This window comes from Streptomyces sp. NPDC050743, assembly GCF_044456925.1.
In the GTDB taxonomy this organism is placed as follows: Bacteria; Actinomycetota; Actinomycetes; order Streptomycetales; family Streptomycetaceae; genus Streptomyces.
This window is the reverse complement of record NZ_JBITGJ010000007.1, coordinates 130,703-152,250: the sequence shown is the minus strand read 5'-3', so window position 1 is coordinate 152,250 and position 21,548 is coordinate 130,703. Positions and strand designations below refer to the sequence as shown.

Here is a 21,548-nt window from a genome sequence, read left to right as displayed (position 1 = left end):
TCAGGCTCCCACCAGAGCCAGGGCTTCGGCCAGGTTGTACTCCGCGATCGCGCGCATGGATTCCGCAAAGGGAAAGTCCCCGTCGAGCAGCCGCAGCGGACCTGCGACGAGGTTCAGGTGCATCGCCAGCCGGTACAGCCGCATCCGGTCCTCGTCCAGGCCGCCGTCGCGCAGGGCGCCGTAGTGCGGCCCGAAGCGAAGCCGCAGGAAGACGTGCTCCCACTCGGCGTCGAAGTACATCAGCCCCTCGACGTCGATCAGGGCGGGACGGCCGCCGGCGTCCAACAGGACGTGATCCGGACCGAGTTCCCCGTGGACGAGGCTGTGACCGGCAGTACGCGGGCGGACCTCCCCGGCGAGGCGGCGCACGGCGTCCTCCAGCCGCTCCCGGGCGGCGGCGGCCCGCGGGTCGCGTACGGCGGTCTCGGCGATGTCGGACAGGGCGCGGTCGGTGACGAGCCGGGCGCAGGAGCCGCCGTACGAGGTGCCGCCACCGTCGACCAGCGCGACCTTCCCGTACCCGGCGGAGCGGCAGCCGCGCAGGCTCCGCAGGGTCTCGGCGAGCTCCCGCAGCGCCGGGCCCGCGGCGTCCGGGTCCCGGCGCAGGGCCTCCTCCAGGCTGCCGCCGGGCAGGTCCTCGACCACGGCCGCGGTCGCTTCCGAGTCCACGTGGAGCAGGCGCGGGGTGCGGACGCCGGCGGCCGTGAGACGGTCGTGGGAGGCGGTGAACAGATCGAGTCCGGAGGCGTGCGAGAAGGGGTCGCGGGGATCGGCCTCGGGCTGGTCCCAGTAGTCCTCGTCCGGCGACCAGACGTAGGCGATCGCGGTGCGGCCGTCGTCGAGGCGGAGCCGGTAGACGCCCTTCTTGGAGCCGCCGCGCAGCCGGGTGACGGCCGTGAGAACGCGCTGCCGGCCGAAGGCGGCACGGGCGAGCGGGGCGAGGTCGGCGACGGTCCTGTGCTGTCGTGTTCCGGTCACCGGCCCCAGTCTGCCGAATTCACCGCCGCCGGTCCTCCCGATTCACCGGACCCAGCCTTCCCGGTAGGCCGTCCAGTCCGCCTCGGTGGCCGCGAAGTCGACGTAGAGGGCGACGCCGAAGCGGGCCCGGGCCTTGTCAGTGCGGGACAGACCGAGGCGCACCCCGCGTACGGCGGCCGGGACGGTCTCGGCGTGGGCCCAGTGGCCGAAGCGGTTCTCGTGGTAGAAGGGCAGGCCCATGAGGAGGTCGGTGGACTTCGGAGTGACCTCCAGGGCCAGCGAGGTCTGCTGGGCGACGTAGCCGCCGTACAGGCTCGGCAACGGCTGCATGGTGTCGTACGACATCACCGCGATCTGGTCGACGCGGCGCGCGACCTGCCCGAAGTACGCCTGGGACCACCACTTGGGGTGGCCGGTGACCGTACCCCACACGGAGTGCAGGGCCGGGAGCGGATCGATCTGGTGGGCGGCGACGGAGAGCACGGCGTGGCGGGCGCGGGTGACGCGGTGCAGGGCGTCCAGCAGGGCCAGGTAGTTCCGGTCGCCGGAGTGCAGGGGCTCCAGGTCGAAGTGGGCGCCCTGGAAGCCGGCGTCCAGGACGTGCCGGGTGGACTCCACGACGGCCGAGCGGGTCGCGGGGCGCTCCAGGTGCATGGCGTACGGTTTCTCGGGGGCGACCTCGTCGCCGAGCCAGGCCTGGACGCGGATGCGCGGCGCTTTGCCGTGCAGGGTCCTGATGAGCCGACGCGCCTTGGGGTACGCCGACTCCGGGAGCGTGCCGTCGTGTTCCAGTGGGCCCGCGTGGACGTACAGGTCGCGGATGCCGGTGGCACGCAGACGGCTGACCAGGGCGGTGACGTCGGCGTCTGTCTTGCGTCCGTCGATCCAGGCGTGGCCGAGCCAGATGGCGTCGCGGTTCCGCGTGTACGTGCCGCGCTCGGGGGTGCCGGTGTAGTCGAGGCGGAGCGCGGTCTCCGCGGCGAGGGTGGGCAGGAGCAGGAGGAGGACGAGGGCGAGCGCGGTGCGCCTCAGGGTGCGGGGCCATGTGCGGTTCCGGCTCGGATCGGCGGGGCGGCTTTCGTCGTCGGGTGCGGGTGGGTTCGGTGGGGCGTTGTCGGGGTCGGGGGCCTCAGGCCGTCGTGGTGTGAGCTCGCCCGCTTCCCCGCCCATTCCCTCCCCGTCCGCCATGGCCCCGTCCGTCATCGCGCGGTCGCTTCCTCCGGCGTCCATTCCTGACCCCCTGCCCATCCCGTCCCCCACCCGTATCCATCCCGCTCGCGAAGGCGTCTACCTGCCCATACGCTCCGAAATGTGACGTCCTCCCTGATACGTGGCCGGCCTCGGCGCGCCAAGGCCCACATATGGGTGCGGGTGGCGCATGCCCTGCTCGGTGTCGTGGTCGGGGCCGGGTGGCTGGTGTTGCCGGTGATGACGGTCGGTGCGCAAGATCCGGTTCCCGTGGCGCCCGCCGGCACCGCGGCGAGCGCCGCCGCGCCGGATCAGGACGAGACGTCCACCACCGACCTCGTGCTGCCCCTGATCGCGGTGGTCGCCGCTGTGGGGCTGGCCGGATACGGCTATCTGCGCCGCACCCGCCGCGCCCGTACCCGTACGACTCCCGGGATCGTCTCCGCCGCCCCGCCCGCGCCCACGCCGGCCGACACCGAGCGTCAGGCGCGCGCCGCGCTGGTCCTGGCCGACGACTGTGTGCGCACGAGCCGGGAGGAACTCTCCTTCGTCCAGGCGCGCTTCGCGGAGAGCGAGACCGAGCCCTTCGTCCATGCGCTGCGGGCCGCCGAGACCGAGCTGGCGGCCGCGTGCGCGATCTGGCGGCGGTACGAGCAGGGGGTGCCGGGGGACGCCGTGGCCCGGCGGCAGGCGCTGGTCGGCGTGGTCGGCCGGTGCGCGGAGGCGGGACGCCGGCTGGACGCGCAGACCCCCGCGCTGGACGGGCTGCGGGAGCTGGAGGGGCCGGGACTGGCCGGGGCGCTCGCGGTCGCCGAGGGGCGGTTCCGGGAGCTGACGGGACGGACGCTGACCGCCGGGGACACCCTGACCGCCCTGCACGACCGCTGCACGCCGGCGGCCGTCGCGCCCGTCACCGGCTACCTGGAACAGGCCAAGGACCGGCTGGTGTTCGCCACCACGCGGCTCAACGAGGCCCGCCGGGAGGCCGACGCGGGCCGCGGCGCGCGGGCCGCCGGACGGCTGCGCGCCGCCGAGGGCGCGGTGGCCCAGGCCGATGTCCTGGTCACCGGGGTGGAACGGCTCGCCGCGGAGCTACGGGAGGCGGCGGAGCTGGTGCCGGCCGCGCTGACCGGCGCGGAGGCGGAGATGGCGGCGGCCCGGAAAGGGGGTGTGCCCGGTCATCTGACCAGCGGTGAGCTGCACGCCCGGCTGGCCCACGCGGACGCCGTGCTGGCCGCCGTGCGCCAGGAGCTGACGGCGGGCTCGTACGATCCGCTGGACGCCCTGCGCCGGATCGCGCGGGCGGTGGAGCGGCTGGAGACGGGCCACGCCGGTGCGCCGTCCGCCGCGGCGCTGCTCGTGGCGAGGAGTTCCGTCGCCGGGACGGAGGACTTCGTCACGGTGCACCGGGGCGCGGTGGGCCCGGAAGCGCGGGTACGTCTGGCGGAGGCGGTGCGCGAACTGGACGCGGGCCACGCCGGTCAGGCCGACACTCTGGCCCGGGAGGCCCGGGAGTTGGCCGAACGGAACGTACGGGCGCACGGCAACCCGCACACGAGCGCCGACGGGGACGCACCGGGCTTGGCCGCCGCGGTCCTCGGCGGAGTGCTCCTGGCGGAGGACCCGGACGGCGGGCCACCGGCGAGCTACGGGGGACATCGGACGCGGGGCCGCCACCGCTTGTCGGCACCGGCCTAGCCGACGGTGGGCGGGGTCAGAAGAGGCTCAGCAAGGCCTCCGCCGGGTCGGTCAGGCCTGCCTCTCCCCCGGGCAACGGCAACTCGAACCACACCGTCTTGCCGCGGGGCGTCCGCCGCGAGCCCCAGGCCGCGCTCAGCAACCCCACCAGCTGCAGCCCCCGGCCTCCCTCGTCGGTGTCCCGGGCCCGCCGCCGACGGGGCTGGACCAACCCGGAGTCCCACACCTCGCACACCAGCGTGCGGTCCAGCAGCAGTCGCAGCCGTATCTCCCCCTCGCCGTACCGCAGCGCGTTGGTGACCAGCTCGCTGACGAGCAGTTCGGTCGTGTCGACGAGCGGTTCCAGGTCCCAGCTGACCAGCTGTCCCCGGGCGTACTCCCGCGCCCGCCCCACGCTCCGCGGCTCGCGCGGCAGCGTCCAGTCGCCGACGGACTCGGCCGGCAGCCCCTGCACCCGGGCCATCAGCAGCGCGATGTCGTCCTCGCCGTGGTGGGTGTCGAGGGTGTTGAGGACGTGGTCGCAGACGTCCTCCAGCGGGCGGGAGGGATCCGTGAGCGCGCCGACGAACGCCTGCAGGCCCTCGTCCAGCGGATGGTCCCGGGACTCGACCAGGCCGTCCGTGTAGAGCGCCAGCAGCGCGCCCTCCGGCAGCTCGACCTCGACCTCCTCGAACGGCTCGCCGCCCACCCCGAGCGGCATGCCGGGCGGCACGTCCAGCATCAGGGCCGGCTCACCGGGCTCGACCAGCACCGGCGGCAGATGGCCGGCGTTGGCGAACGTACAGCGTCTGGTGACGGAGTCGTACACGGCGTAGACGCAGGTCGCGAGGTAGACCTCGGAGAGGTCGGCGTCGCGCGGCTGACGGGCCGTACGGGTCGCCTGCTGCACGCCCCCCGGAGTCCCCAGGCCCCGCGCGATCTCGTCCAGCGCGGACAGCACCTCGGCCGGTTCGAGATCCAGCAGCGCCAACGTCCGTACGGCGGTCCGCAGTTCACCCATCGCGACAGCCGCCCGAAGCCCGCGCCCCATCACGTCGCCCACCACCAACGCCGTACGGTGGCCCGGCAGTTCGATCACGTCGAACCAGTCGCCACCCACCTCGGTCGCCGCGTTGCCGGGCAGATAGCGGCAGGCGATGTCCAGTCCGGAGGCCTCCGGGTCGCCCGGCGGCAGCAGCGAGCGTTGCAGTATCAGCGCCCGCTCGTGCTCGCGGCGGTACAGGCGCGCGTTGTCGATGCAGACCGCGGCGCGCGCGGCCAGCTCCACCGCGAGGTCCCGGTCCCGGTCGCCGAACGGCTCACTGCCCTTGGCGCGGGCGAACTGGGCGAGGCCGACCACCGTGTCGTGCGCGACCATCGGCACGGCGAGCGTGGACTGCACGAGGCCGCCCTCCTCGGGGGGAACGGCCTGCGGCCGGGCGGTGCGCAGGGCGTCCGCGCAGCGCGAGTTGAAGGGGAAGTGGTGGACCGCGCCGACCTCGACGGGCTCGCCGGAGCCGGCGAAGGGGGCGCCGGAGACGGCGCTCGCGAAGGCGACGCGGCGCAGTTCGGCGCTGCCGTCGGTGAGTCCGGGCGGGGTCTCGTCGCCGGTGAGCAGGCCCTGGTAGAGGTCGACGGTGGCGAGGTCGCAGAAGCCGGGGACGACGACGTCGAGGAGTTCGCGGGCCGTGGTCTCCAGGTCGAGGGAGTTCCCTATGCGGGCGCCGGCCTCGTTGAGCAGGGCGAGGTTGCGCCGGGCGGCGGCGGCCTCGCGGGCGGCGGCCCGCCGGGAGGTGATGTCGGTGCCGAGCCAGGCGATGCCGATGGGCCGGCCGCTGCCGCTGTGCACGCGGTAGAGGTTGACGGACCAGTGCCGGCGTTCCTCGGAGCCGGGGACGTGGCCGGTGACATGCATGTCGGTGATGGACTGGCCGGTCTCCAGCACCCGCCGCAGGGTGGCCGCAACCCGCTCGGCCTCACCGCGCGGCAGATAGTCGTGAACTCCCTTGCCCCGGTGGTCGTCCGGGGTTCCGCCGAAGATGGAGGCGAACCGCTCGTTGACCCGACGGACCCTCAGATCGGTGTCGATCAGCAGGAATCCGAACGGTGATTGACCGAAAATGGCCTGCGAGGCGGCCAGATCGGTCTCGATGCTGCGCAGGGTGCGGACGTCCACGACGATGCACACGGCGGCCTTGTCGCCCTCGGCGGTCCGGGTGGGCATGACGTAGACCTCGGCCAGGCCCTCATCGCCGCGTCCGCCGTCCGCCTTGTCCGGCATCCGGAAGGGCACAACTCCGGTCCACTCCCGCCCGTCGAGGATTTCGGCCATCTTGCGCTGGCCGCGCTCGCGCAGGTCGGGGTCGATGAAAGCCTCTATGGGGTCCATGCCGACGGCGCGTGCGGCGGGGATGCCGAAGAGCTGCTCGGCGCGCAGGCTCCACTGGTCGACCAGCCCGCCGGGACTGATGGAAAAGGAGGCGACCCTGATGTAGTCGTAGATGGAACCGGGCGGACTGCTCTGCCACATGGCGTCGCCGGCAGCGGCGGCTTCCGCGGCCTGGTTCATCGCGCCGTCCGACGGGTCCTCGGACTCCGTGGCCTTCGCTGGTATCTCGCTCACGCGAACCGTCCCCTCCAGCTCACCGCGCCCGGCACCGGTCACCGACAGCGGCTGCCCGCAGTATCCAGCACTACGGCGCCGCACGACACGGTGTTCACGATCACAGCTCGGTCCAGATGTTTTTCGGACCGGTCCGTGACAACACTTCCACTCTTCTAACCAGGGAACACGCCCTCGAATCACGCACTCCGGAGCCGGCCGCGCACCCCCGGCGCACGATGGACGCGCTCCCGCCGGCCGTACACCCCCGTGCTCCCCGGATGCTTCCGGCTCACCCAGGCACCACCAGTTCGAACCAGACGGTCTTTCCGCTCGCGCCGGGCCGGGTGCCCCAGCGGCGCGAGGAGCCGGCGACCAGTTGGAGCCCGCGCCCGCTCTCGTCCTCTTCGCGGGCGACGCGTTCGCGCGGCATCTCGGGCAGTGGGTCGGACACCTCCACCAGCAACGCGTCGTCCAGCCCTGCGGGACGGACGAGCCGTACGCCGATCGGTCCGGTGGCATGCCGCAGCGAGTTGGTGACCAACTCGCTGACCAGCAAAGCGGCCAGATCGGCGAGGCAGTCGAGGTTCCAGCCGTGCAACTGGCGGCGGACCGCGGCGCGCGCGGTGCGCACGGCACCCGGCTCCGCGGGAAAGGTCCACTCGGCGCAGTCGCCTTCGGTGTCGATCACGCCGATCACTTCCCAGGCCAGCGAGCCCTCACCCATGTCCGGTTTCGTGGGGTTAATGGGCACATACCCGATATCCAGGGGGCAGTACCGTGCGGGAGGGCGCACAGTGGCACGAACGGCGTAGGGGATGCTCCGTTCGGACAGTCGCGCGCCTGAGAGCTCGGGTGGTGCGGCTGCCGTGCGACTGCGGGTCCGTCAGGGCCGGTCGCTCCCCCACGTCCGGGGCCGCGATTGCCCGCCCCATCGGGCAGCCACCTCGCGGACCGCCGGGACGTCCTGGTCGAGCCAGTCCACCTCCCAGATCCCGTCCGGGGTCAGCCAGCGCAGCTCGTCATGGTCCTGGAGGGGCCTCGGCGCGGGCGAGCCGGGGCACAGGCGGGCGGTCCACACCTGCAGGACGTACGGCGCCCGCAGCGGCCACTGCCCGGGCACGCGCCCGACCGTCTCGGCCTCGATGCCGAGTTCCTCGCGCAGTTCACGCACCAGGGCGTCCTCGGGCCGCTCGCCCGGCTCGACCTTGCCGCCGGGCAGCTCCCAGCGCCCGGCCAGGTCGGCGGGTGCGCTGCGGCGCGCGGCGAGCAGCCGGCCGCCGTCGAGCAGGGCGGCTCCCACCACCACGATCCGGTCCGTCATGGGTGTGCCGGGCGTCATGGGCGTCATGGGGCGGAGCCTACGGGAGGGCCCGCGGGGTCAGTTGCGGGTGCCGTCGCCGTTCTGGCCGATGCGCTCGACCCAGTAGATCTGCTTGTGCCCCCGGTCGTCGAGACTGTCGGCGATCCTCTGGGCCTCGGCGCGGGTCGCGTACCGGCCGACGCGGTAACGATTGCCGTTGTCGTCCTGCCGTATCACGATCCAGGGCAGGGAGACCGCCCCCTCACTCATGGTCCCCACCGCCCGAGTCGCTCCCTCTCGCACCGCCCCACCTGCTTCCGCTTCCTGTCCCGGGCGCCCGCCGTGCCCCGCCTGAGGAAACCGCAATACGCATATGCCCGAGCGTACGCCCAACCTTCACGCAGCGAGTACGCCTTTTCACAAAGAGGTATGCAACCAGCCAGAACACAGGGGGCGCACGGAAGCGAACGCGCCGTCGTGAGCGCCCCTGTCCCGAGTCGGAGGCATATCCGTGTGACCCCTGGTCACCTGGGAGAACGGCCGGATTGCGGCGCCGGGTCACCCCGCCCGGAGGCCACACGCCCGGCCCGGTGCCGCCGAGAGGTGCAGGGGATGTGCGCTACCTCACGCGCGGGGCGCACACCGGTTAGGGGCAGACGCGCCGGACCATGCCGGCGGTGGTCTCGTGAGGGATTGGCAGCTTTGTTCCAGGGGCTTCGGCAACGCCGCTGGTCAGGAGGCCGGCCACCCTCGCCGGGCCGGAACAGATCCGCCAATCACCGCATACCCGCGACCACCCGCGCCCGCGTCCCTCACCGAACGGGCAAGTGATATGCCACCCGGTACCGGTCCGCCGGAATCACCACATCCGCCGTCTCCACCGCCCGGCCGGAGGCGTAGTACGTACGCTGCACGACCATCACCACATGTCCGGGGACTCCGCCGAGCACATGGAGCTCCTCGGCGAGGCCGGGGCGGGCGCCGACCTCCTCGGTGACGTTGTCCACGACGACGTCGATGGCGCGCATGCGCTCGACCACGCCCATGCCGCCGAGCGGTCCCTCCTCGGGCAGCATCACGGGGGTGCGGCCGGTGACGGCGAGGGGCTCCCAGGAGGTGGAGAGCATCATCGGCTCGCCGGCCTCCCGGAACAGGTACTTGGTGCGCATGACCCGGTCCCCGACCTCGAGGCCCAGCCGCTCGGCGATGGCGGACCCGGCCTCGGTCTGTTCGCTGCTGGACTCCCAGGTGCCGCGCACCGAGGCGTCGGCCTGTTCCTGCCGGAAGGGCGTGGCGCCGCCGGACGGACGGTATCCGGAGCGGGCCACGCGGCGCGGCACCGGGCGCTCACGGACGTACGTCCCCGAACCGGAGCGGCCCTCGACCAGGCCCTCGGCCATCAGCACCTTGCGGGCCTCCAGCGCGACGGTGTCCGAGACGCCGTACTCCTCGCGGATGCGGGCCTGGGAGGGCAGGCGGGTGTGGGGTGGCAGCGATCCGTCGACGATCTTCTTGCGGAGATCACCCGCGACACGCAGGTACGCCGGCTGCTCACCGAAAGTCACTGGCCGCTCCCATCAGGTTGTACAGACAGCAACAGCGTGGCAACCCTGGGTTGTGCCGTGCAAGCGAAGGCCAGAGAATCACCCGATGTGATGACTCGGCGCACGGGAGGGCTTTACGCAGGCACTTTCTCCCTATACATGCGCTCGCCCAGCCCTGCTCACACCTGGACGCCGGTGTCGGCACCGTCGTCGCCCTGCGGCGGGACCGTGGCCAGCCCCAGAGCCTTCCGCACGGTGACCGACCGGTGCGGGTCGATCAGGCCGAGTGCGGTCCCGTAGTGGTCGAAGTAGGCGTCCGCGTCCGTCGCCCCGGCCACCTTCGTCCACTCCGCCCGCGCCGTGTCGAGGTCGGCGGCCAGGGCGACGACCTGGCGCCGGGAGCCGGCGGGCCAGTCGTGCGCCCGCAGCATCCGGGCCTGCTCGCCCAGTGCGGACGCGACCCTGCCCGCCCAGCGCCGGTGGCCGGGCAGGTCGTCCTCCACGTGCTCCGCGTCGGGGGCGCTCGCCAGCGCGACGTTGAGGACGTGCGCGGCCTTCAGGTAGGCCACCTGGTCGGCGTCGAGGACGGTCTCGTCGTTGCGCAGCGAGCCGGTCAGTCGGCCGCCCTCGTCGGTGCTGCCGAACACGCAGGTGACCTCGCGGTCCCCGGCGGCCCAGCCGTCCTCGGTCGGCGTCAGGTAGTACACGTCGACGTCGTCCGGCACCGCCCAGCCGTCCATCGCGTAGCCGTCCCGCAGGCCCCAGCAGCGCTCGTCGGCGATGTCGGTGATCCTCACGTCACCGGGATAGCCACGGCCGGCGAGCCGGAAGGACGCGAACACCTCGCCGTCGTGCGCGCCGGCGCACGGCACCTCGTCGAGGTCGGCGGTCTCGCCGCTCAGCGAGCCGCCGGGCGCGTCGAAGCACTCACCCTTGGCCGGCGAGATGCTCGCGCCGCCGTGTGCGCCGTCCTTGAACCCCTGCCAGAAATCCGACGCGCCACCCGAGAGGAGGAGCAGCGCCCACAGCACCAGTCCGACACCGGACAGCACCGCGCCGCCGACGGCGAGCCCGGTGCCGCGCTCGCCGCGCCGGCGGATCTGCCGCAGCGCGACCAGCCCGAGCACCAGACCCACGCCCGGCAGGAAGCACAGCACGCCGAGCACGAGGGAGGCGATGGCGAGGCCGTTGACGGGCGCCGGGCGGTTGAAGGGGCTGTAGCCCTGCGCCCACGGCCGGTACGGCGGCAGTCCCTGCGGGTACGGCCGGGATGGCTGATACGGGTCTTCTGGCTGGTGGGGGCCGGGAGGCGGGGGTATGGACACCGGTAGCGTGCTCCTGTGTCGGGCGGTGGCAGCGCGGGACCGGTGAACAGCCGGTGTGCGGGCTGACGTACGACGGGGCGGATGGTAGTCGGGGCGCGAACGGGGGCGGAATGAGGGTGGACACCCAGACCGGGAGCCGGGTGGGCGGCGAGGTCGTCCGAGCGGTGAACGGGCTCACCACGCGATGGGCGGCGACGGCACAGGACGGCACGGTCTTCTCGGCGGCCGGGGTGTGGCCGCTGCTGGCCTTCCTGGCGGACGGCGCGACCGGCCCGGCGCGGGCCGAGCTGAGCGAGGCGCTCGGTCTGCCGGCGGATCAGGCGGCCGCTGCCGCACGGCAGTTGCTCGGCGCGCTGGCCGCTCTGCCCGGTGTGGACTCCGCCGTCGGCCTGTGGACGAAGCGGACGGTGGAGCTCGTCCCGGAGTGGGAGGCCGGGCTGCCCGCCGAGGCGCACGGCGTGCTCACCGGGGACCTCGACGCGGACCGGCGGGCGCTGGACGCCTGGGCGGCGGACCGTACCGGCGGGCTGATCGGCCGGATGCCGGCGCCGCTGAGCGAGGACACCGAGCTGGTGCTGGCCGGGGCGCTGACGATGCGGACCCGCTGGCTCCGGCCCTTCGACGAGGTGCCGCTGGAGACGGCGTACGAACCCTGGGCCGCCACCGAGCGGTTGGGACTGCGGCGCAGGAGCGCCGTGCTGGACCAGGTCGGTGTCGCCGACACCCCGCACGGCTGGGTCACCGAACTGAAGGTCCTCGGCACGGACGCGCTGGACGTGCATCTGCTGCTGGGCGAGGAGGGGATGGCGCCGGGCCGGGTGCTCGGCGCGGGCGTGGACCTGCTGCACCGGCCGCGCACGGTCGTACCGGGCTCCCGGCTGCCGTACGGGGAGGTGGGGCCGGGGCTGCGGGTGGTCAAGGAGCGCTGCTCGGAGCCCGGCCCGCCGGTCCTCGACGTCCTGACGGCCGCGTACGACGTGAGCGCGGACCACGACCTGCTCGAGCGGCACGAGCTGTTCGGGCTGACGACGGCACGGAACGCCGGGCAGGGGCACTTCCCGGGCGTCAGCCGGTTCCCGCTCGCCATCGGCTCGGCCGCACAGAGCGCGTTGGCGCGGTTCGGGGCGCTGGGCTTCCGCGCGGCGGCGGTCACGATGCTCTGGGCGGCCGGCGGGATGCCCCTTCTGCGGTACGTGACGCGGAAGGTGGAAGCCGCCTTCGACCGTCCCTTCGGCTTCCTCGCACTGCACCGGCACTCGCGGCTGGTGCTGGCGGCGGGGTGGGTGACGGATCCGCTGCCGTACCCCGACCACCCGGACGAGGCGTACCCGAACGACACGTGGGAGAACGACCAGTGAGCAAGGTGACCGCCGAGACGGTCCGCCGGGTGAACGGCCTGACCGCCCGCTGGTCGCACGCCCTGCCCGAGGGCACGGTCTTCTCCGCGGCCGGTGTCTGGCCCCTGCTGGGCTTCCTGGCCGACGGCGCCGCGGGCCCGGCGCGGACGGAGCTGAGCGAGGCCCTCGGTCTGCCGGCGGATCAGGTCGCCGGTGCCGCACGGGAGTTGCTGGCGGCTCTGCGGTCGGTGTCCGGGCTGGACGCGGCGCTCGGCCTGTGGACGCACCAGGCGCTCACTCTGCGGGAGGAGTGGCGTGCCGGGCTGCCGGCCGGGACGTACGGGGTGTTCGGGGACGACCTCGTCACCGCGCAGGAGCGGTTGGACGCCTGGGCGGCCGAGCGGACCGGCGGGCTGGTGGAGCGCATGCCGGTGACGCTGACCCGGGACGCGCGGATGGTGCTGGCCGGCGCCCTGGCGCTGCGCACGACCTGGCGGCAGCCGTTCACCGAACTGCCGCTGCGGCCCGGCTCCGGCCCCTGGCAGGGCCGTACGCTGCGCGGGCTGTACCGGCGTAGCGTCCGTCCGGACCGGGTGGGGGTGGCGGGCACCCCGGACGGCTTCGTCACGGCGCTGACGGTGCCCGGCGACAACGGCATCGACGTCCATCTGGTGCTCGGCGAGGAGCGCATGACCCCGGGGCAGGTGCTGACGGCCGGGGTGGGGATCGTGGAGCGGGCGCTGCCGCTGACCGGGGGCGGCTCGCTGCCGCACGGACACGTGGGCCCGGGCCTGCACGTGGAGCAGCAGCCGGCCGTCGAGCCGGCGCCGCTGACGCTGGATGTGCGGACGGTGGCGTACGAGGTGCGCGCCGACCACGATCTGCTCGCCCTGGCGGGGCTGTTCGGACTGACGGCGGCGAGGGATGCCCGGGTCGGTCACTTCCCGGGGATCAGCGACCACCCGCTCGCCATCGGCGCGGCCCGCCAGTCGGCGCTGGCGCAGTTCGGTCCGCTGGGCTTCCGGGCGGCCGCCGTGACGGCGGTGATGGCGGCGCCGGGCAGCGCCCCGCTCCAATACCGCTACGAGACCACGGTCGTCCGGGCCGTCTTCGACCGCCCCTTCGGCTTCCTCGCCGTCGACCGCGAGTCCCGGCTGGTGCTGGTGGCGGGCTGGGTGACGGATCCGGCGCCGGAGCCCGTCATGAACTTCCCGGGCGCTGTTCCCCCAGGGCTCTGACACACCGGGCGAGCAGCCCGGTCAGAGCCTCGCGCTCGGCGTCGGTGAACTCGGCGGCGAGGGCTCGTTCGACGCGTACGGCGGCCGTGTCGGCCTCGGCCATGACGGCGCGGCCCTCGTCCGTGAGGCGGGTCTCCAGGACGTTCTTGTGCCACTCGTGCGGGCTGCGGGTGATCAGAGCGCGGTCCTGGAGGTTCTTCAGGACCGTGTTCATGGTCGGCGGGGTGACCCCGCACAGCCGGGCCAGCGCCGCGGCGGAGATGCCGGGGTTGTCGGAGAGGTGGAGCAGCGCGGCGTACTGGGCGACGGTCGGGCCCGCGGGCTTGAGGACCGCGGTCTTCGTTGCGTTGAGGGCCTGCTCGGCCCGCTTGAGGTGGGAGCCGAGCCGCTCGGTCGTCCTGGAGTGAGCAGCCGAAACGAGAGGCACTGTCGTGTCCCGTTCGTTCCACCGCCGTACCTTCCTGACCGGCGCCACCGCAGCGGCCGTGGCCCTCGCCGCGCCCCGGGCGGCCGCGGCCACCGGTCGTCCCCGCGTCTCGACCGCCTTCACCCTCCCGGACGACCGGTCCTATCCCGAGGGCATCGCCCTCGACCCGCGCACGGGCGACGCGTACGTGGGCTCCTTCACGACCGGCGCGATCTACCGGGCCGCCGCCGGCAGCCGCACCGCCGCCGTCTTCCTGCCGGCCGGCGCGGACGGCCGTACGACCGCCAACGGGCTGAAGGCCGACCGGGCGGGCCGCCTGTGGGTCACCAACCACACTACCGGAATCGACGTCTACGACCTGCGCGAGCGCACCCTGCTGGCCCGCTTCGAGGTACCGGAGGGCGATCGGCGCTTCGTCAACGACCTCGCCGTCACCGCGGACGGCACGGCGTACGCCACCGACAGTGTGCGTCCGGTGATCTACCGGGTCACCCCCGCCGAGGTGGCGCGCGGCGGCAGCGCGCCGCTGGCCGCACACGTCGACCTGAGCGGGGCGATCCCCCGCACTCACCGACCGACTACGTCCTGAACGGCATCGTCGCCGACTCCGCCGGACGCCTGCTGTTCGTGGTCGACATGACCGGCGGCGGCCTGTACCGGGTCGACGTGACCGACGGTTCGGTCCGCCAAGTCACCCTGCACGGAGGCGACTTGGTGAACGGCGACGGCCTGGAGCTGTCCCACCGCACGCTGTGGGCGCCCACGACAAGACCGGCACCCTCACCCGCTGGCACCTCTCGCCCGACGGCACCGAGGCCCGCCTGACCCGCACCCTCACCACCCCCGCCTTCCAGATCCCCACCACCCTGGCCCAGGCGTCCGGCGCCCTCCTCGTCGTCCGCTCCCAGTTCGACAAGGGCGGCCCGATGGGCCCGGGGACGCCGGCCACGCCGTTCACGGTGGCCCGGGTGACGGGGATGTGAGCGTCGAGTTGGGCCTGGTGTGGTCGAGCGACCCGTCGGCAACTCCGCACCGGGATCCGATGGGGTTCTAGTAGTGCATTGCTTCAGCACGCAGGGGTCAACTCCCCAAGGAGCCGACCCCTTGCTTGAGAGACGGACCACTCACACGTTGAAGCGGAACGCCGATATCAGCGCTCTCCCAGTGATGATCTCGTGGCCCGGACCTCGCCGAATCGCTACGGTTGAGCCATGACCGCACTGCCCGACTGGATGCGCCCGCCGCGCGAGGAAGGCTGGTTCGCGGAGGACCTGGACCGCCTCCCCGAGGCGCCCCGCCACACCGAGCTCATCGACGGAGCCCTCGTCTTCATGATGTCGCCGCAGCGGTCGTGGCACGGCCGCCTCGTCACCGCCCTGACCACCACGCTCATGGCGCAGGCGCCGGCCGGCTTCGAGGTCGAGCGGGAGATGACGATCCGCCTCGATGACCGCAATCGCCCCGAGCCGGATCTCCTTCTGACGGACCTGCCCTACGAACCCGACCGCACCTGGTACGCCCCGGAACACGTGAAGCTCGTCGTGGAGGCCGTATCCCCCGAGTCCGCCCACCGCGACCGCACGGTGAAGCTCCGCAAGTACGCAGAGGCCGGCATCCCCCATTACTGGTGCATCGAGAACGAGGATGGGGCACCCGTCGTCCACGTCTACGAACGCGACGAACCCACCGGCGCCTACGCGCCCGCCGGCATCTTCCGGGGCACCCTGCGGCGCCCGGTGCCCTTCGAGATCAGCCTGGATCTCGACAAGCTGCTACCGCACCGAAGCAGCTGAAGAGTCAGCACCATGTCGGCACCGGAACGCGGAAGGGGCCGGGCTCACCAGAGTCCGGCCCCTTCCCACACGGGCGCTTGCCGAACGGCCTGGCGTTCGGTAACGCACCGATCACACGTTGAAGCGGAACTCCACCACGTCCCCGTCCTGCATGACGTAGTCCTTGCCCTCCATGCGGGCCTTGCCCTTGGCGCGGGCCTCGGCGACCGAGCCGGTCTCGACCAGGTCGTCGAAGGAGATGACCTCGGCCTTGATAAAGCCCTTCTGGAAGTCGGTGTGGATCACGCCGGCCGCCTCGGGGGCCGTGGCGCCCTTCTTGATCGTCCAGGCGCGGGACTCCTTGGGGCCGGCCGTGAGGTAGGTCTGCAGGCCGAGGGTGGCGAAGCCGACGCGGGCGAGGGTGGCGAGGCCGGGCTCGTGCTGGCCGACGGACTCCAGCAGCTCCAGGGCCTCCTCCTCGTCCAGCTCGGCGAGGTCCGCCTCCAGCTTGGCGTTGAGGAAGATCGCCTCGGCGGGGGCGACCAGGGCGCGCTGCTCGTTCTTGAAGTCCTCGTCGATCAGTTCGTCCTCGTCGACGTTGAAGACGTAGAGGAAGGGCTTGGTGGTGAGCAGGTGCAGGTCGTGGAGGAGTTCGTTGCGCTCGGTGCCCTGGACGATGCCGTGCGCGAAGAGCGTGTCGCCCTTCTCCAGGATCTCCTTGGCCTCCTCGACGGCCTTGACCTTGGGAGCCACGTCCTTCTTGATCCGGGACTCCTTCTGGAGGCGCGGCAGGACCTTCTCGATGGTCTGGAGGTCGGCGAGGATCAGCTCGGTGTTGATCGTCTCGATGTCGTCCTTGGGCGAGACCTTGCCGTCGACGTGCACGACGTTCTCGTCCTTGAAGGCGCGGATGACCTGGCAGATCGCGTCGGACTCACGGATGTTCGCGAGGAACTTGTTGCCGAGACCCTCGCCCTCGGAGGCGCCGCGCACGATGCCGGCGATGTCGACGAAGTCGACCGTGGCCGGGAGGATGCGCTCCGAGCCGAAGATCGAGGCCAGCTTGGCCAGCCGGCCGTCGGGGACGCCGACCACGCCGACGTTGGGCTCGATCGTGGCGAACGGGTAGTTGGCCGCCAGCACGTCGTTCTTGGTCAGGGCGTTGAAAAGGGTCGACTTGCCGACATTGGGCAGGCCGACGATTCCGATCGTGAGCGACACGTTGCGACTTCCCGTAGATGAGTGGGCCAGAGGCTGCCAGGGGCCAGAGACCGACACTGGCCGATCTACCAGTCTACGGCGTCCGCGGCGGGCGGCTCGAGGGAGCTTCGAACGGCTGCCCAAGCTCTTCCCACCGGCGTGTCTGATGGGCTATTCGGCACATAAACAGACCTAAGTTGGTCCAGTGGAGCAACACAGGACGCGCCCCCCGAACGACGGACCGCGACGCGGCACGCCGCACCAGCCCGCGCGCCTGCCCCCGCAGGCCCGGCGCGGCGCCGGCGGCGAGCGCAGGCCGGGCGAGGGGCAGGGGACGCGGCGGCCGGGGCGGCAGGCAGGGGCCACCGCCCGGACGCTGCCGCCGGGGCCGCGGCTCACCGGGCTCGGCAGCGGACTGTTCTGCGTCCTGGCGATGTTTCTGCTCGGCTGCCTGGACGCGCTGCTGTTCGGCGGGGTCATGACTGTGTACGGCGTGCTGTTCCTGCCGGTGTGCGTCCTGACCGCGCTGTGGGTGCGGGCCGGGGACGTACTGACCGCCCCCGTGGTCGTACCGATCGCGTTCGCCGCGGGGCTGTTCCCCGTCGCCGACGGCGGCGGGGGGCTGCTCGGCCGGCTGATGGGCCTGTTCACCGGGCTCGCCACGCAGGCCGGCTGGCTGTACGGGGGGACGCTGGTCACCGGGGTGATCGTGCTCGTACGCCGGGTGCGGTGGGTGCGACAGCGTCGGCGGCGGGCCTGAGGCGACGCCCCGGCCGCCCCCCGGTCATCTCTCCTGGGCCGCCCTCATCGCCGCTCCCACGATCCCCGCGTTGTTCTGCAGCTGTGCGGGGACGATCTCGGCCTTGATGCCGTCGATGAAGTGGAGGAACTTGTCGGCCTTGCGGCTGACTCCGCCGCCGATGATGAACAGCTCGGGCGTGAACAGCATCTCCACATGCGCCAGGTACTTCTGGACGCGGCGCGCCCAGTGCTCCCAGGTCAGCTCGTGGTCCTCCTTGGCCTTGCTGGAGGCTCGCCGCTCGGCGTCGTGGCCGTCGAGCTCCAGGTGACCCAGTTCCGTGTTCGGGACGAGGATGCCGTCCACGAAGACGGCGCTGCCGATGCCGGTGCCGAAGGTGAGCAGGATGACCGTGCCCCTGCGGTTCCGGCCGGCGCCGAACTGCATCTCGGCGACGCCCGCCGCGTCCGCGTCGTTGACGACCGTCACCGGCAGGCCGCCCAGCTTGCCGCCGAACAACGCGCGCGCGTCGGTGTCGACCCAGCTCCGGTCGACGTTCGCCGCCGTACGGACCATGGCGCCGCCGGTGACCACTCCGGGGAAGGTCAGTCCGACGGGGCCGGCCCAGCCGAAGTGGTCGATGACCTGCTTGACCCCGTCGGCCACGCCGGCCGGCGTCGCCGGGTGCGGGGTGAGCACCTTGCAGCGCTCCTGGGCGAGGTCGCCCCTGTCCAGGTCCACAGGGGCGCCCTTGATGCCGGAGCCGCCGATGTCCACGCCGAAGATCTGCATGGCACCACGTTACGCGGACGACTGACAGTCACTCCTCGGAAGCGCCACTGCCGCCGCGTTCGGCGACCAGGGTGGCGGCCTCCTCGCGAAGGTCGCGGCGGAGCTCCTTGGGCAGGGAGAACGTGATGGACTCCTCGGCCGCCTTGACGATCTCCACGTCGCCGTAGCCGCGCTCGCCGAGCCATTCCAGCACCTGCTCGACCAGCACCTCGGGCACGGAGGCGCCGGAGGTGACGCCGACGGTCGTCACGCCCTCCAGCCAGGCCTCGTCGATCTCGTCGGCGAAGTCCACGAGGTAGGCCTCGCGGGCGCCGGCGAGCTTGGCGACCTCGACCAGCCGCTTGGAGTTGGAGGAGTTGCGCGAGCCGACGACGATGACCAGCTCGGCCTCGGCGCCCATCTGCTTCACGGCGAGCTGGCGGTTCTGCGTGGCGTAGCAGATGTCGTCGCTGGGCGGGGAGACGAGCCCCGGGAACTTCGTCTTCAGGGCGTCGACGGTCTCCATGGTCTCGTCGACGGACAGGGTGGTCTGGGACAGCCAGACGACCTTCGACGGGTCGCGGACCTCGACCTTGTCGACGTCACCGGGACCGTCGACGAGCTGGATGTGGTCGGGGGCCTCGCCGGAGGTGCCGATGACCTCCTCGTGGCCCTCGTGGCCGATCAGGAGGATGTCGTAGTCCTCCTTGGCGTAGCGGACGGCTTCCTTGTGGACCTTGGTGACCAGGGGGCAGGTGGCGTCGATGGTGGCGAGGCGGCCCCGCTCGGCCTCCTCGTGCACGACCGGGGCGACGCCGTGCGCCGAGAACATCACGATGTTGCCGGGCGGCACCTCCTCGGTCCGCTCGACGAAGACGGCGCCCTTCTTCTCCAGGGTCTGCACGACGTACTTGTTGTGGACGATCTCGTGCCGGACGTAGATCGGGGCCCCGTACTGCTCCAGGGCCTTCTCGACGGCGATCACGGCGCGGTCCACACCGGCGCAGTAGCCCCGGGGGGCGGCGAGCAGGACACGGCGGCCAGACGAAGCGGTCATGCGTCCCATCGTAAGGGTGCGTTCGGCGGCGCCGAGATCGCGTGCCCGCTGCCGCGCGGGGAACACTTTTCGCCATGTCCGACCCGCCGCACCCGGCATACGACCGCAGGCCCAGCGGCGCGTCCCCGCACTGTCGGTACCCCCCGTTACCCTCAACCGCATGGCTGCGAAAACCACCCCCGAAGCCCCCCTGCCCGTGGGCGAGGTCTCCCGGCTGATCGGGGGATGGATCGATCGGCTCGGTGCGGTGTGGGTCGAGGGGCAGATCACGCAGCTGTCGCGGCGGCCCGGCGCCGGCGTCGTGTTCCTGACGCTGCGGGATCCGTCGTACGACATCTCCGTGAGCGTGACCTGCTACCGGCAGGTGTTCGACGCGGTCGCCGATGTCGTCGGGGAGGGCGCCCGGGTCGTCGTACTGGCGAAGCCGGAGTGGTACGCCCCGCGCGGGCAGCTGTCCCTGCGCGCCGCCGAGATAAGGCCTGTCGGCGTCGGTGAGCTGCTGGCCCGGCTGGAGCAGCTGAAGAAGGCGCTCGCGGCCGAGGGGCTGTTCGCGCCGGAGCGGAAGAAGCCGCTGCCCTTTCTGCCGCAGCTGATCGGCCTCGTCTGCGGTCGCGCCTCCGCCGCGGAGCGCGACGTGCTGGAGAACGCCCGCCACCGCTGGCCCGCCGTCCGCTTCGAGGTGCGCAACGTCCCGGTGCAGGGCGTGCACGCGGTCCCGCAGGTCGTGCAGGCCGTCAAGGAGCTGGACGAGATCGAGGACGTCGACGTGATCATCGTCGCGCGGGGCGGCGGCAGCGTGGAGGATCTGCTGCCCTTCTCCGACGAGCAGCTCGTTCGGGCCGTGGCCGAGTGCCGTACGCCCGTCGTGTCCGCCATCGGGCACGAGCCCGACAACCCGCTGCTGGATCACGTCGCCGACCTGCGCGCCTCCACGCCCACCGACGCGGCCAAGAAGGTCGTGCCGGACGTGGGTGAGGAGTTCGAGCGGGTGCGGATGCTGCGGGACCGGGCCCGGCGCTGCGTGAACGCGTACGTGGAGCGGGAGGAGCGCGGGCTGGCGCACGCGCTGGCCCGCCCCTCGATAGAGGATCCGCACCGGATGATCGACGAGCGTGCCGACCAGGTGGCCTCTCTCGCCGAGCGCGGCCGGCGGACCCTCGGCCATCTCCTGGACCGCGCGGACTCGGAGCTGACGCACACCCACGCGCGCGTGGTGGCCCTCTCCCCCGCGGCGACCCTCAAGCGCGGCTACGCGGTGCTGCAGAAGACGGACGGGCACGTGGTACGCGGTCCGGACGAGGTGACGGAGGGCGAGGCGCTCCGGGCCCGCGTCGCCGACGGCGAATTCACAGTGAAGGTAGGCGAATGACCGGCAAGGTGGACGAGGCGCTCTCGTACGAGCAGGCGCGCGACGAGTTGATCGAGGTCGTACGGCGCCTGGAGGCGGGCGGTACGACGCTCGAGGAGTCCCTGGCGCTGTGGGAGCGCGGCGAGGAGCTGGCCAAGGTGTGCCGGCGCTGGCTGGAGGGGGCGCGGGCGCGGCTGGACGCGGCACTCGCCGAGGAGGAGGCCGAAGAGGAGGCGGACGCCGAGTAGGCGTCAGCCCGTCGCGCCTTGTGAAGCGGGTCACCGCACCCCGACTATTGTTGAAGCTTGAACTTCATTGTCGTAGGGTCACCTCTGTCAGCCGATCCGGACCGTGGTCCGGTACGTCGGACCAAGGCGTCACCTAGGAAGTTCACGCATGTCTCTCGTTCTTGACCCCGCCGCCCAGGACCTGCTGTTCCGCGAGGCCCGCACCGCGAACACCTTCACCGACGAGCCGGTGACCGACGAACAGGTCCAGGCGATCTACGACCTGGTCAAGTACGGTCCCACCGCCTTCAACCAGTCCCCGCTGCGCATCACCCTGGTCCGCTCCCCGGAGGCCCGTGAGCGCCTGGTGCAGCACATGGCCGAGGGCAACCAGCCGAAGACCGCGACCGCCCCGCTGGTCGCGATCCTCTCCGCGGACAACGAGTTCCACGAGGAGCTGCCGACCCTCTTCCCGCACTTCCCGCAGGCCAAGGACGTCTTCTTCAGCGAGCGTCCGGCCCGTGAGGGCGCCGCCGGCCTGAACGCCGCCCTGCAGGCCGCCTACTTCATCATCGGCGTCCGCGCCGCGGGCCTCGCCGCCGGCCCGATGACCGGCCTCGACTTCGAGGGCGTCCGCAAGGAGTTCCTGGACGACGACCACACCCCGCTGATGGTGGTCAACATCGGCAATCCGGGCCCGGACGCCTGGTTCCCGCGCTCGCCGCGCCTGGCGTACGAGGACGTCGTCACGACCGTCTGAGCCCCACCGGACACATGAAGAGGCCCCCGGCACCGCCGGGGGCCTCTTTCCCATG

General features: G+C 72.5%; 22 protein-coding genes. 10 read left to right on the top strand and 12 right to left on the bottom strand.

The features are described 5' to 3' along the window. Together ACIBJF_RS10960 and ACIBJF_RS10955 are read right to left on the bottom strand one after the other, a co-directional pair. Nucleotides 1-978, bottom strand: a complete 978-nt coding sequence (locus ACIBJF_RS10960; RefSeq protein WP_399173377.1) for a phosphotransferase — start codon at nucleotides 976-978, stop codon at nucleotides 1-3. A 42-nt stretch (nucleotides 979-1,020) separates the two neighbouring features. Then, on the bottom strand, nucleotides 1,021-2,181 hold the full coding sequence (locus ACIBJF_RS10955; protein ID WP_399173376.1) for a hypothetical protein: 1,161 nt from the start codon (nucleotides 2,179-2,181) through the stop codon (nucleotides 1,021-1,023). 108 nt (nucleotides 2,182-2,289) lie between these two features. Between ACIBJF_RS10955 and ACIBJF_RS10950 the strand changes: the two genes are divergently transcribed. Beyond that, the gene (locus ACIBJF_RS10950) at nucleotides 2,290-3,864 is read left to right on the top strand and encodes a hypothetical protein (RefSeq protein ID WP_399173375.1); all 1,575 of its coding nucleotides are present in this window, start codon (nucleotides 2,290-2,292) and stop codon (nucleotides 3,862-3,864) included. A gap of 16 nt (nucleotides 3,865-3,880) precedes the next feature. On the opposite strand, the gene ACIBJF_RS10945 is transcribed toward ACIBJF_RS10950, so the two are convergent. The 6 genes from ACIBJF_RS10945 to ACIBJF_RS10920 form a co-directional block, all read right to left on the bottom strand. Beyond that, nucleotides 3,881-6,466, bottom strand: coding sequence for a SpoIIE family protein phosphatase (locus ACIBJF_RS10945; protein WP_399173374.1), 2,586 nt, complete (start codon nucleotides 6,464-6,466; stop codon nucleotides 3,881-3,883). Between the two features lie 271 nt (nucleotides 6,467-6,737). Further along, entirely contained in the window at nucleotides 6,738-7,172 is a 435-nt protein-coding gene (locus ACIBJF_RS10940; protein ID WP_399173373.1) for an ATP-binding protein, read from the bottom strand. Between the two features lie 159 nt (nucleotides 7,173-7,331). Beyond that, nucleotides 7,332-7,769, bottom strand: coding sequence for a (deoxy)nucleoside triphosphate pyrophosphohydrolase (locus tag ACIBJF_RS10935; RefSeq protein WP_399173433.1), 438 nt, complete (start codon nucleotides 7,767-7,769; stop codon nucleotides 7,332-7,334). 57 nt (nucleotides 7,770-7,826) lie between these two features. After that, nucleotides 7,827-8,018: an SPOR domain-containing protein gene (locus tag ACIBJF_RS10930; RefSeq protein ID WP_399173372.1), complete on the bottom strand. Its 192-nt coding sequence runs from the start codon at nucleotides 8,016-8,018 to the stop codon at nucleotides 7,827-7,829. A gap of 542 nt (nucleotides 8,019-8,560) precedes the next feature. After that, nucleotides 8,561-9,313: a GntR family transcriptional regulator gene (locus ACIBJF_RS10925; protein ID WP_399173371.1), complete on the bottom strand. Its 753-nt coding sequence runs from the start codon at nucleotides 9,311-9,313 to the stop codon at nucleotides 8,561-8,563. A 158-nt stretch (nucleotides 9,314-9,471) separates the two neighbouring features. Next, complete coding sequence (locus ACIBJF_RS10920) at nucleotides 9,472-10,617, bottom strand: DUF4190 domain-containing protein (RefSeq protein ID WP_399173370.1); 1,146 nt, start codon at nucleotides 10,615-10,617, stop codon at nucleotides 9,472-9,474. A gap of 110 nt (nucleotides 10,618-10,727) precedes the next feature. Between ACIBJF_RS10920 and ACIBJF_RS10915 the strand changes: the two genes are divergently transcribed. Together ACIBJF_RS10915 and ACIBJF_RS10910 are read left to right on the top strand one after the other, a co-directional pair. Next, on the top strand, nucleotides 10,728-11,975 hold the full coding sequence (locus ACIBJF_RS10915) for a serpin family protein (RefSeq protein ID WP_399173369.1): 1,248 nt from the start codon (nucleotides 10,728-10,730) through the stop codon (nucleotides 11,973-11,975). After that, the gene (locus tag ACIBJF_RS10910) at nucleotides 11,972-13,192 is read left to right on the top strand and encodes a serpin family protein (protein WP_399173368.1); all 1,221 of its coding nucleotides are present in this window, start codon (nucleotides 11,972-11,974) and stop codon (nucleotides 13,190-13,192) included. Before ACIBJF_RS10915 ends, ACIBJF_RS10910 begins: the two co-directional genes overlap by 4 nt. On the opposite strand, the gene ACIBJF_RS10905 is transcribed toward ACIBJF_RS10910, so the two are convergent. Next, entirely contained in the window at nucleotides 13,155-13,619 is a 465-nt protein-coding gene (locus ACIBJF_RS10905) for a MarR family winged helix-turn-helix transcriptional regulator (protein ID WP_399173367.1), read from the bottom strand. The genes ACIBJF_RS10910 and ACIBJF_RS10905 overlap by 38 nt on opposite strands. A 4-nt stretch (nucleotides 13,620-13,623) precedes the next feature. On the opposite strand from ACIBJF_RS10905, the gene ACIBJF_RS10900 reads away from it, so the two are divergent. The 3 genes from ACIBJF_RS10900 (at nucleotide 13,624) to ACIBJF_RS10890 (ending at nucleotide 15,412) form a co-directional block, all read left to right on the top strand. After that, on the top strand, nucleotides 13,624-14,208 hold the full coding sequence (locus tag ACIBJF_RS10900) for a hypothetical protein (protein WP_399173366.1): 585 nt from the start codon (nucleotides 13,624-13,626) through the stop codon (nucleotides 14,206-14,208). Between the two features lie 163 nt (nucleotides 14,209-14,371). After that, on the top strand, nucleotides 14,372-14,602 hold the full coding sequence (locus ACIBJF_RS10895) for a hypothetical protein (protein ID WP_399173364.1): 231 nt from the start codon (nucleotides 14,372-14,374) through the stop codon (nucleotides 14,600-14,602). Nucleotides 14,603-14,830: 228 nt separating this feature from the next. Then, nucleotides 14,831-15,412: a Uma2 family endonuclease gene (locus ACIBJF_RS10890; RefSeq protein ID WP_399173363.1), complete on the top strand. Its 582-nt coding sequence runs from the start codon at nucleotides 14,831-14,833 to the stop codon at nucleotides 15,410-15,412. A 111-nt stretch (nucleotides 15,413-15,523) separates the two neighbouring features. On the opposite strand, the gene ychF is transcribed toward ACIBJF_RS10890, so the two are convergent. Continuing rightward, a complete protein-coding gene (ychF, locus tag ACIBJF_RS10885; RefSeq protein ID WP_399173362.1) occupies nucleotides 15,524-16,612 on the bottom strand; it encodes a redox-regulated ATPase YchF in 1,089 nt (362 codons plus the stop codon). Nucleotides 16,613-16,796: 184 nt separating this feature from the next. Between ychF and ACIBJF_RS10880 the strand changes: the two genes are divergently transcribed. After that, entirely contained in the window at nucleotides 16,797-17,351 is a 555-nt protein-coding gene (locus ACIBJF_RS10880; RefSeq protein ID WP_399173361.1) for a DUF6542 domain-containing protein, read from the top strand. A 24-nt stretch (nucleotides 17,352-17,375) separates the two neighbouring features. Here ACIBJF_RS10880 and ppgK read toward each other — a convergent pair whose 3' ends face one another. Beyond that, on the bottom strand, nucleotides 17,376-18,122 hold the full coding sequence (ppgK, locus tag ACIBJF_RS10875) for a polyphosphate--glucose phosphotransferase (protein WP_399173360.1): 747 nt from the start codon (nucleotides 18,120-18,122) through the stop codon (nucleotides 17,376-17,378). 28 nt (nucleotides 18,123-18,150) lie between these two features. Then, on the bottom strand, nucleotides 18,151-19,167 hold the full coding sequence (locus ACIBJF_RS10870; RefSeq protein WP_356301505.1) for a 4-hydroxy-3-methylbut-2-enyl diphosphate reductase: 1,017 nt from the start codon (nucleotides 19,165-19,167) through the stop codon (nucleotides 18,151-18,153). Between the two features lie 151 nt (nucleotides 19,168-19,318). Between ACIBJF_RS10870 and xseA the strand changes: the two genes are divergently transcribed. The 3 genes from xseA to ACIBJF_RS10855 all read left to right on the top strand — a co-directional run bounded on the left by xseA (nucleotide 19,319) and on the right by ACIBJF_RS10855 (nucleotide 21,493). Next, on the top strand, nucleotides 19,319-20,527 hold the full coding sequence (gene xseA, locus ACIBJF_RS10865; protein WP_399173359.1) for an exodeoxyribonuclease VII large subunit: 1,209 nt from the start codon (nucleotides 19,319-19,321) through the stop codon (nucleotides 20,525-20,527). Beyond that, on the top strand, nucleotides 20,524-20,754 hold the full coding sequence (locus tag ACIBJF_RS10860; protein ID WP_055706901.1) for an exodeoxyribonuclease VII small subunit: 231 nt from the start codon (nucleotides 20,524-20,526) through the stop codon (nucleotides 20,752-20,754). Before xseA ends, ACIBJF_RS10860 begins: the two co-directional genes overlap by 4 nt. Before the next feature lie 148 nt (nucleotides 20,755-20,902). After that, nucleotides 20,903-21,493 carry a malonic semialdehyde reductase gene (locus ACIBJF_RS10855; protein ID WP_399173358.1) on the top strand — a complete coding sequence of 197 codons (591 nt, stop codon included), beginning with the start codon at nucleotides 20,903-20,905 and terminating at the stop codon, nucleotides 21,491-21,493. Nucleotides 21,494-21,548 lie beyond the last annotated feature (55 nt).

Bases quoted from the DNA above. Each gene is read 5' to 3' on its own strand.
- xseA (WP_399173359.1), top strand. From the start codon at position 19,319: ATGGCTGCGAAAACCACCCCCGAAGCCCCCCTGCCCGTGGGCGAGGTC.
- ACIBJF_RS10860 (WP_055706901.1), top strand. From the start codon at position 20,524: ATGACCGGCAAGGTGGACGAGGCGCTCTCGTACGAGCAGGCGCGCGAC.
- ACIBJF_RS10940 (WP_399173373.1), bottom strand. From the start codon at position 7,172: ATGGGTGAGGGCTCGCTGGCCTGGGAAGTGATCGGCGTGATCGACACC.
- ppgK (WP_399173360.1), bottom strand. From the start codon at position 18,122: ATGCAGATCTTCGGCGTGGACATCGGCGGCTCCGGCATCAAGGGCGCC.
- ACIBJF_RS10855 (WP_399173358.1), top strand. From the start codon at position 20,903: ATGTCTCTCGTTCTTGACCCCGCCGCCCAGGACCTGCTGTTCCGCGAG.
- ACIBJF_RS10955 (WP_399173376.1), bottom strand. From the start codon at position 2,181: ATGACGGACGGGGCCATGGCGGACGGGGAGGGAATGGGCGGGGAAGCG.
- ACIBJF_RS10935 (WP_399173433.1), bottom strand. From the start codon at position 7,769: ATGACGGACCGGATCGTGGTGGTGGGAGCCGCCCTGCTCGACGGCGGC.
- ACIBJF_RS10930 (WP_399173372.1), bottom strand. From the start codon at position 8,018: ATGAGTGAGGGGGCGGTCTCCCTGCCCTGGATCGTGATACGGCAGGAC.
- ACIBJF_RS10870 (WP_356301505.1), bottom strand. From the start codon at position 19,167: ATGGGACGCATGACCGCTTCGTCTGGCCGCCGTGTCCTGCTCGCCGCC.
- ACIBJF_RS10890 (WP_399173363.1), top strand. From the start codon at position 14,831: ATGACCGCACTGCCCGACTGGATGCGCCCGCCGCGCGAGGAAGGCTGG.
- ACIBJF_RS10915 (WP_399173369.1), top strand. From the start codon at position 10,728: ATGAGGGTGGACACCCAGACCGGGAGCCGGGTGGGCGGCGAGGTCGTC.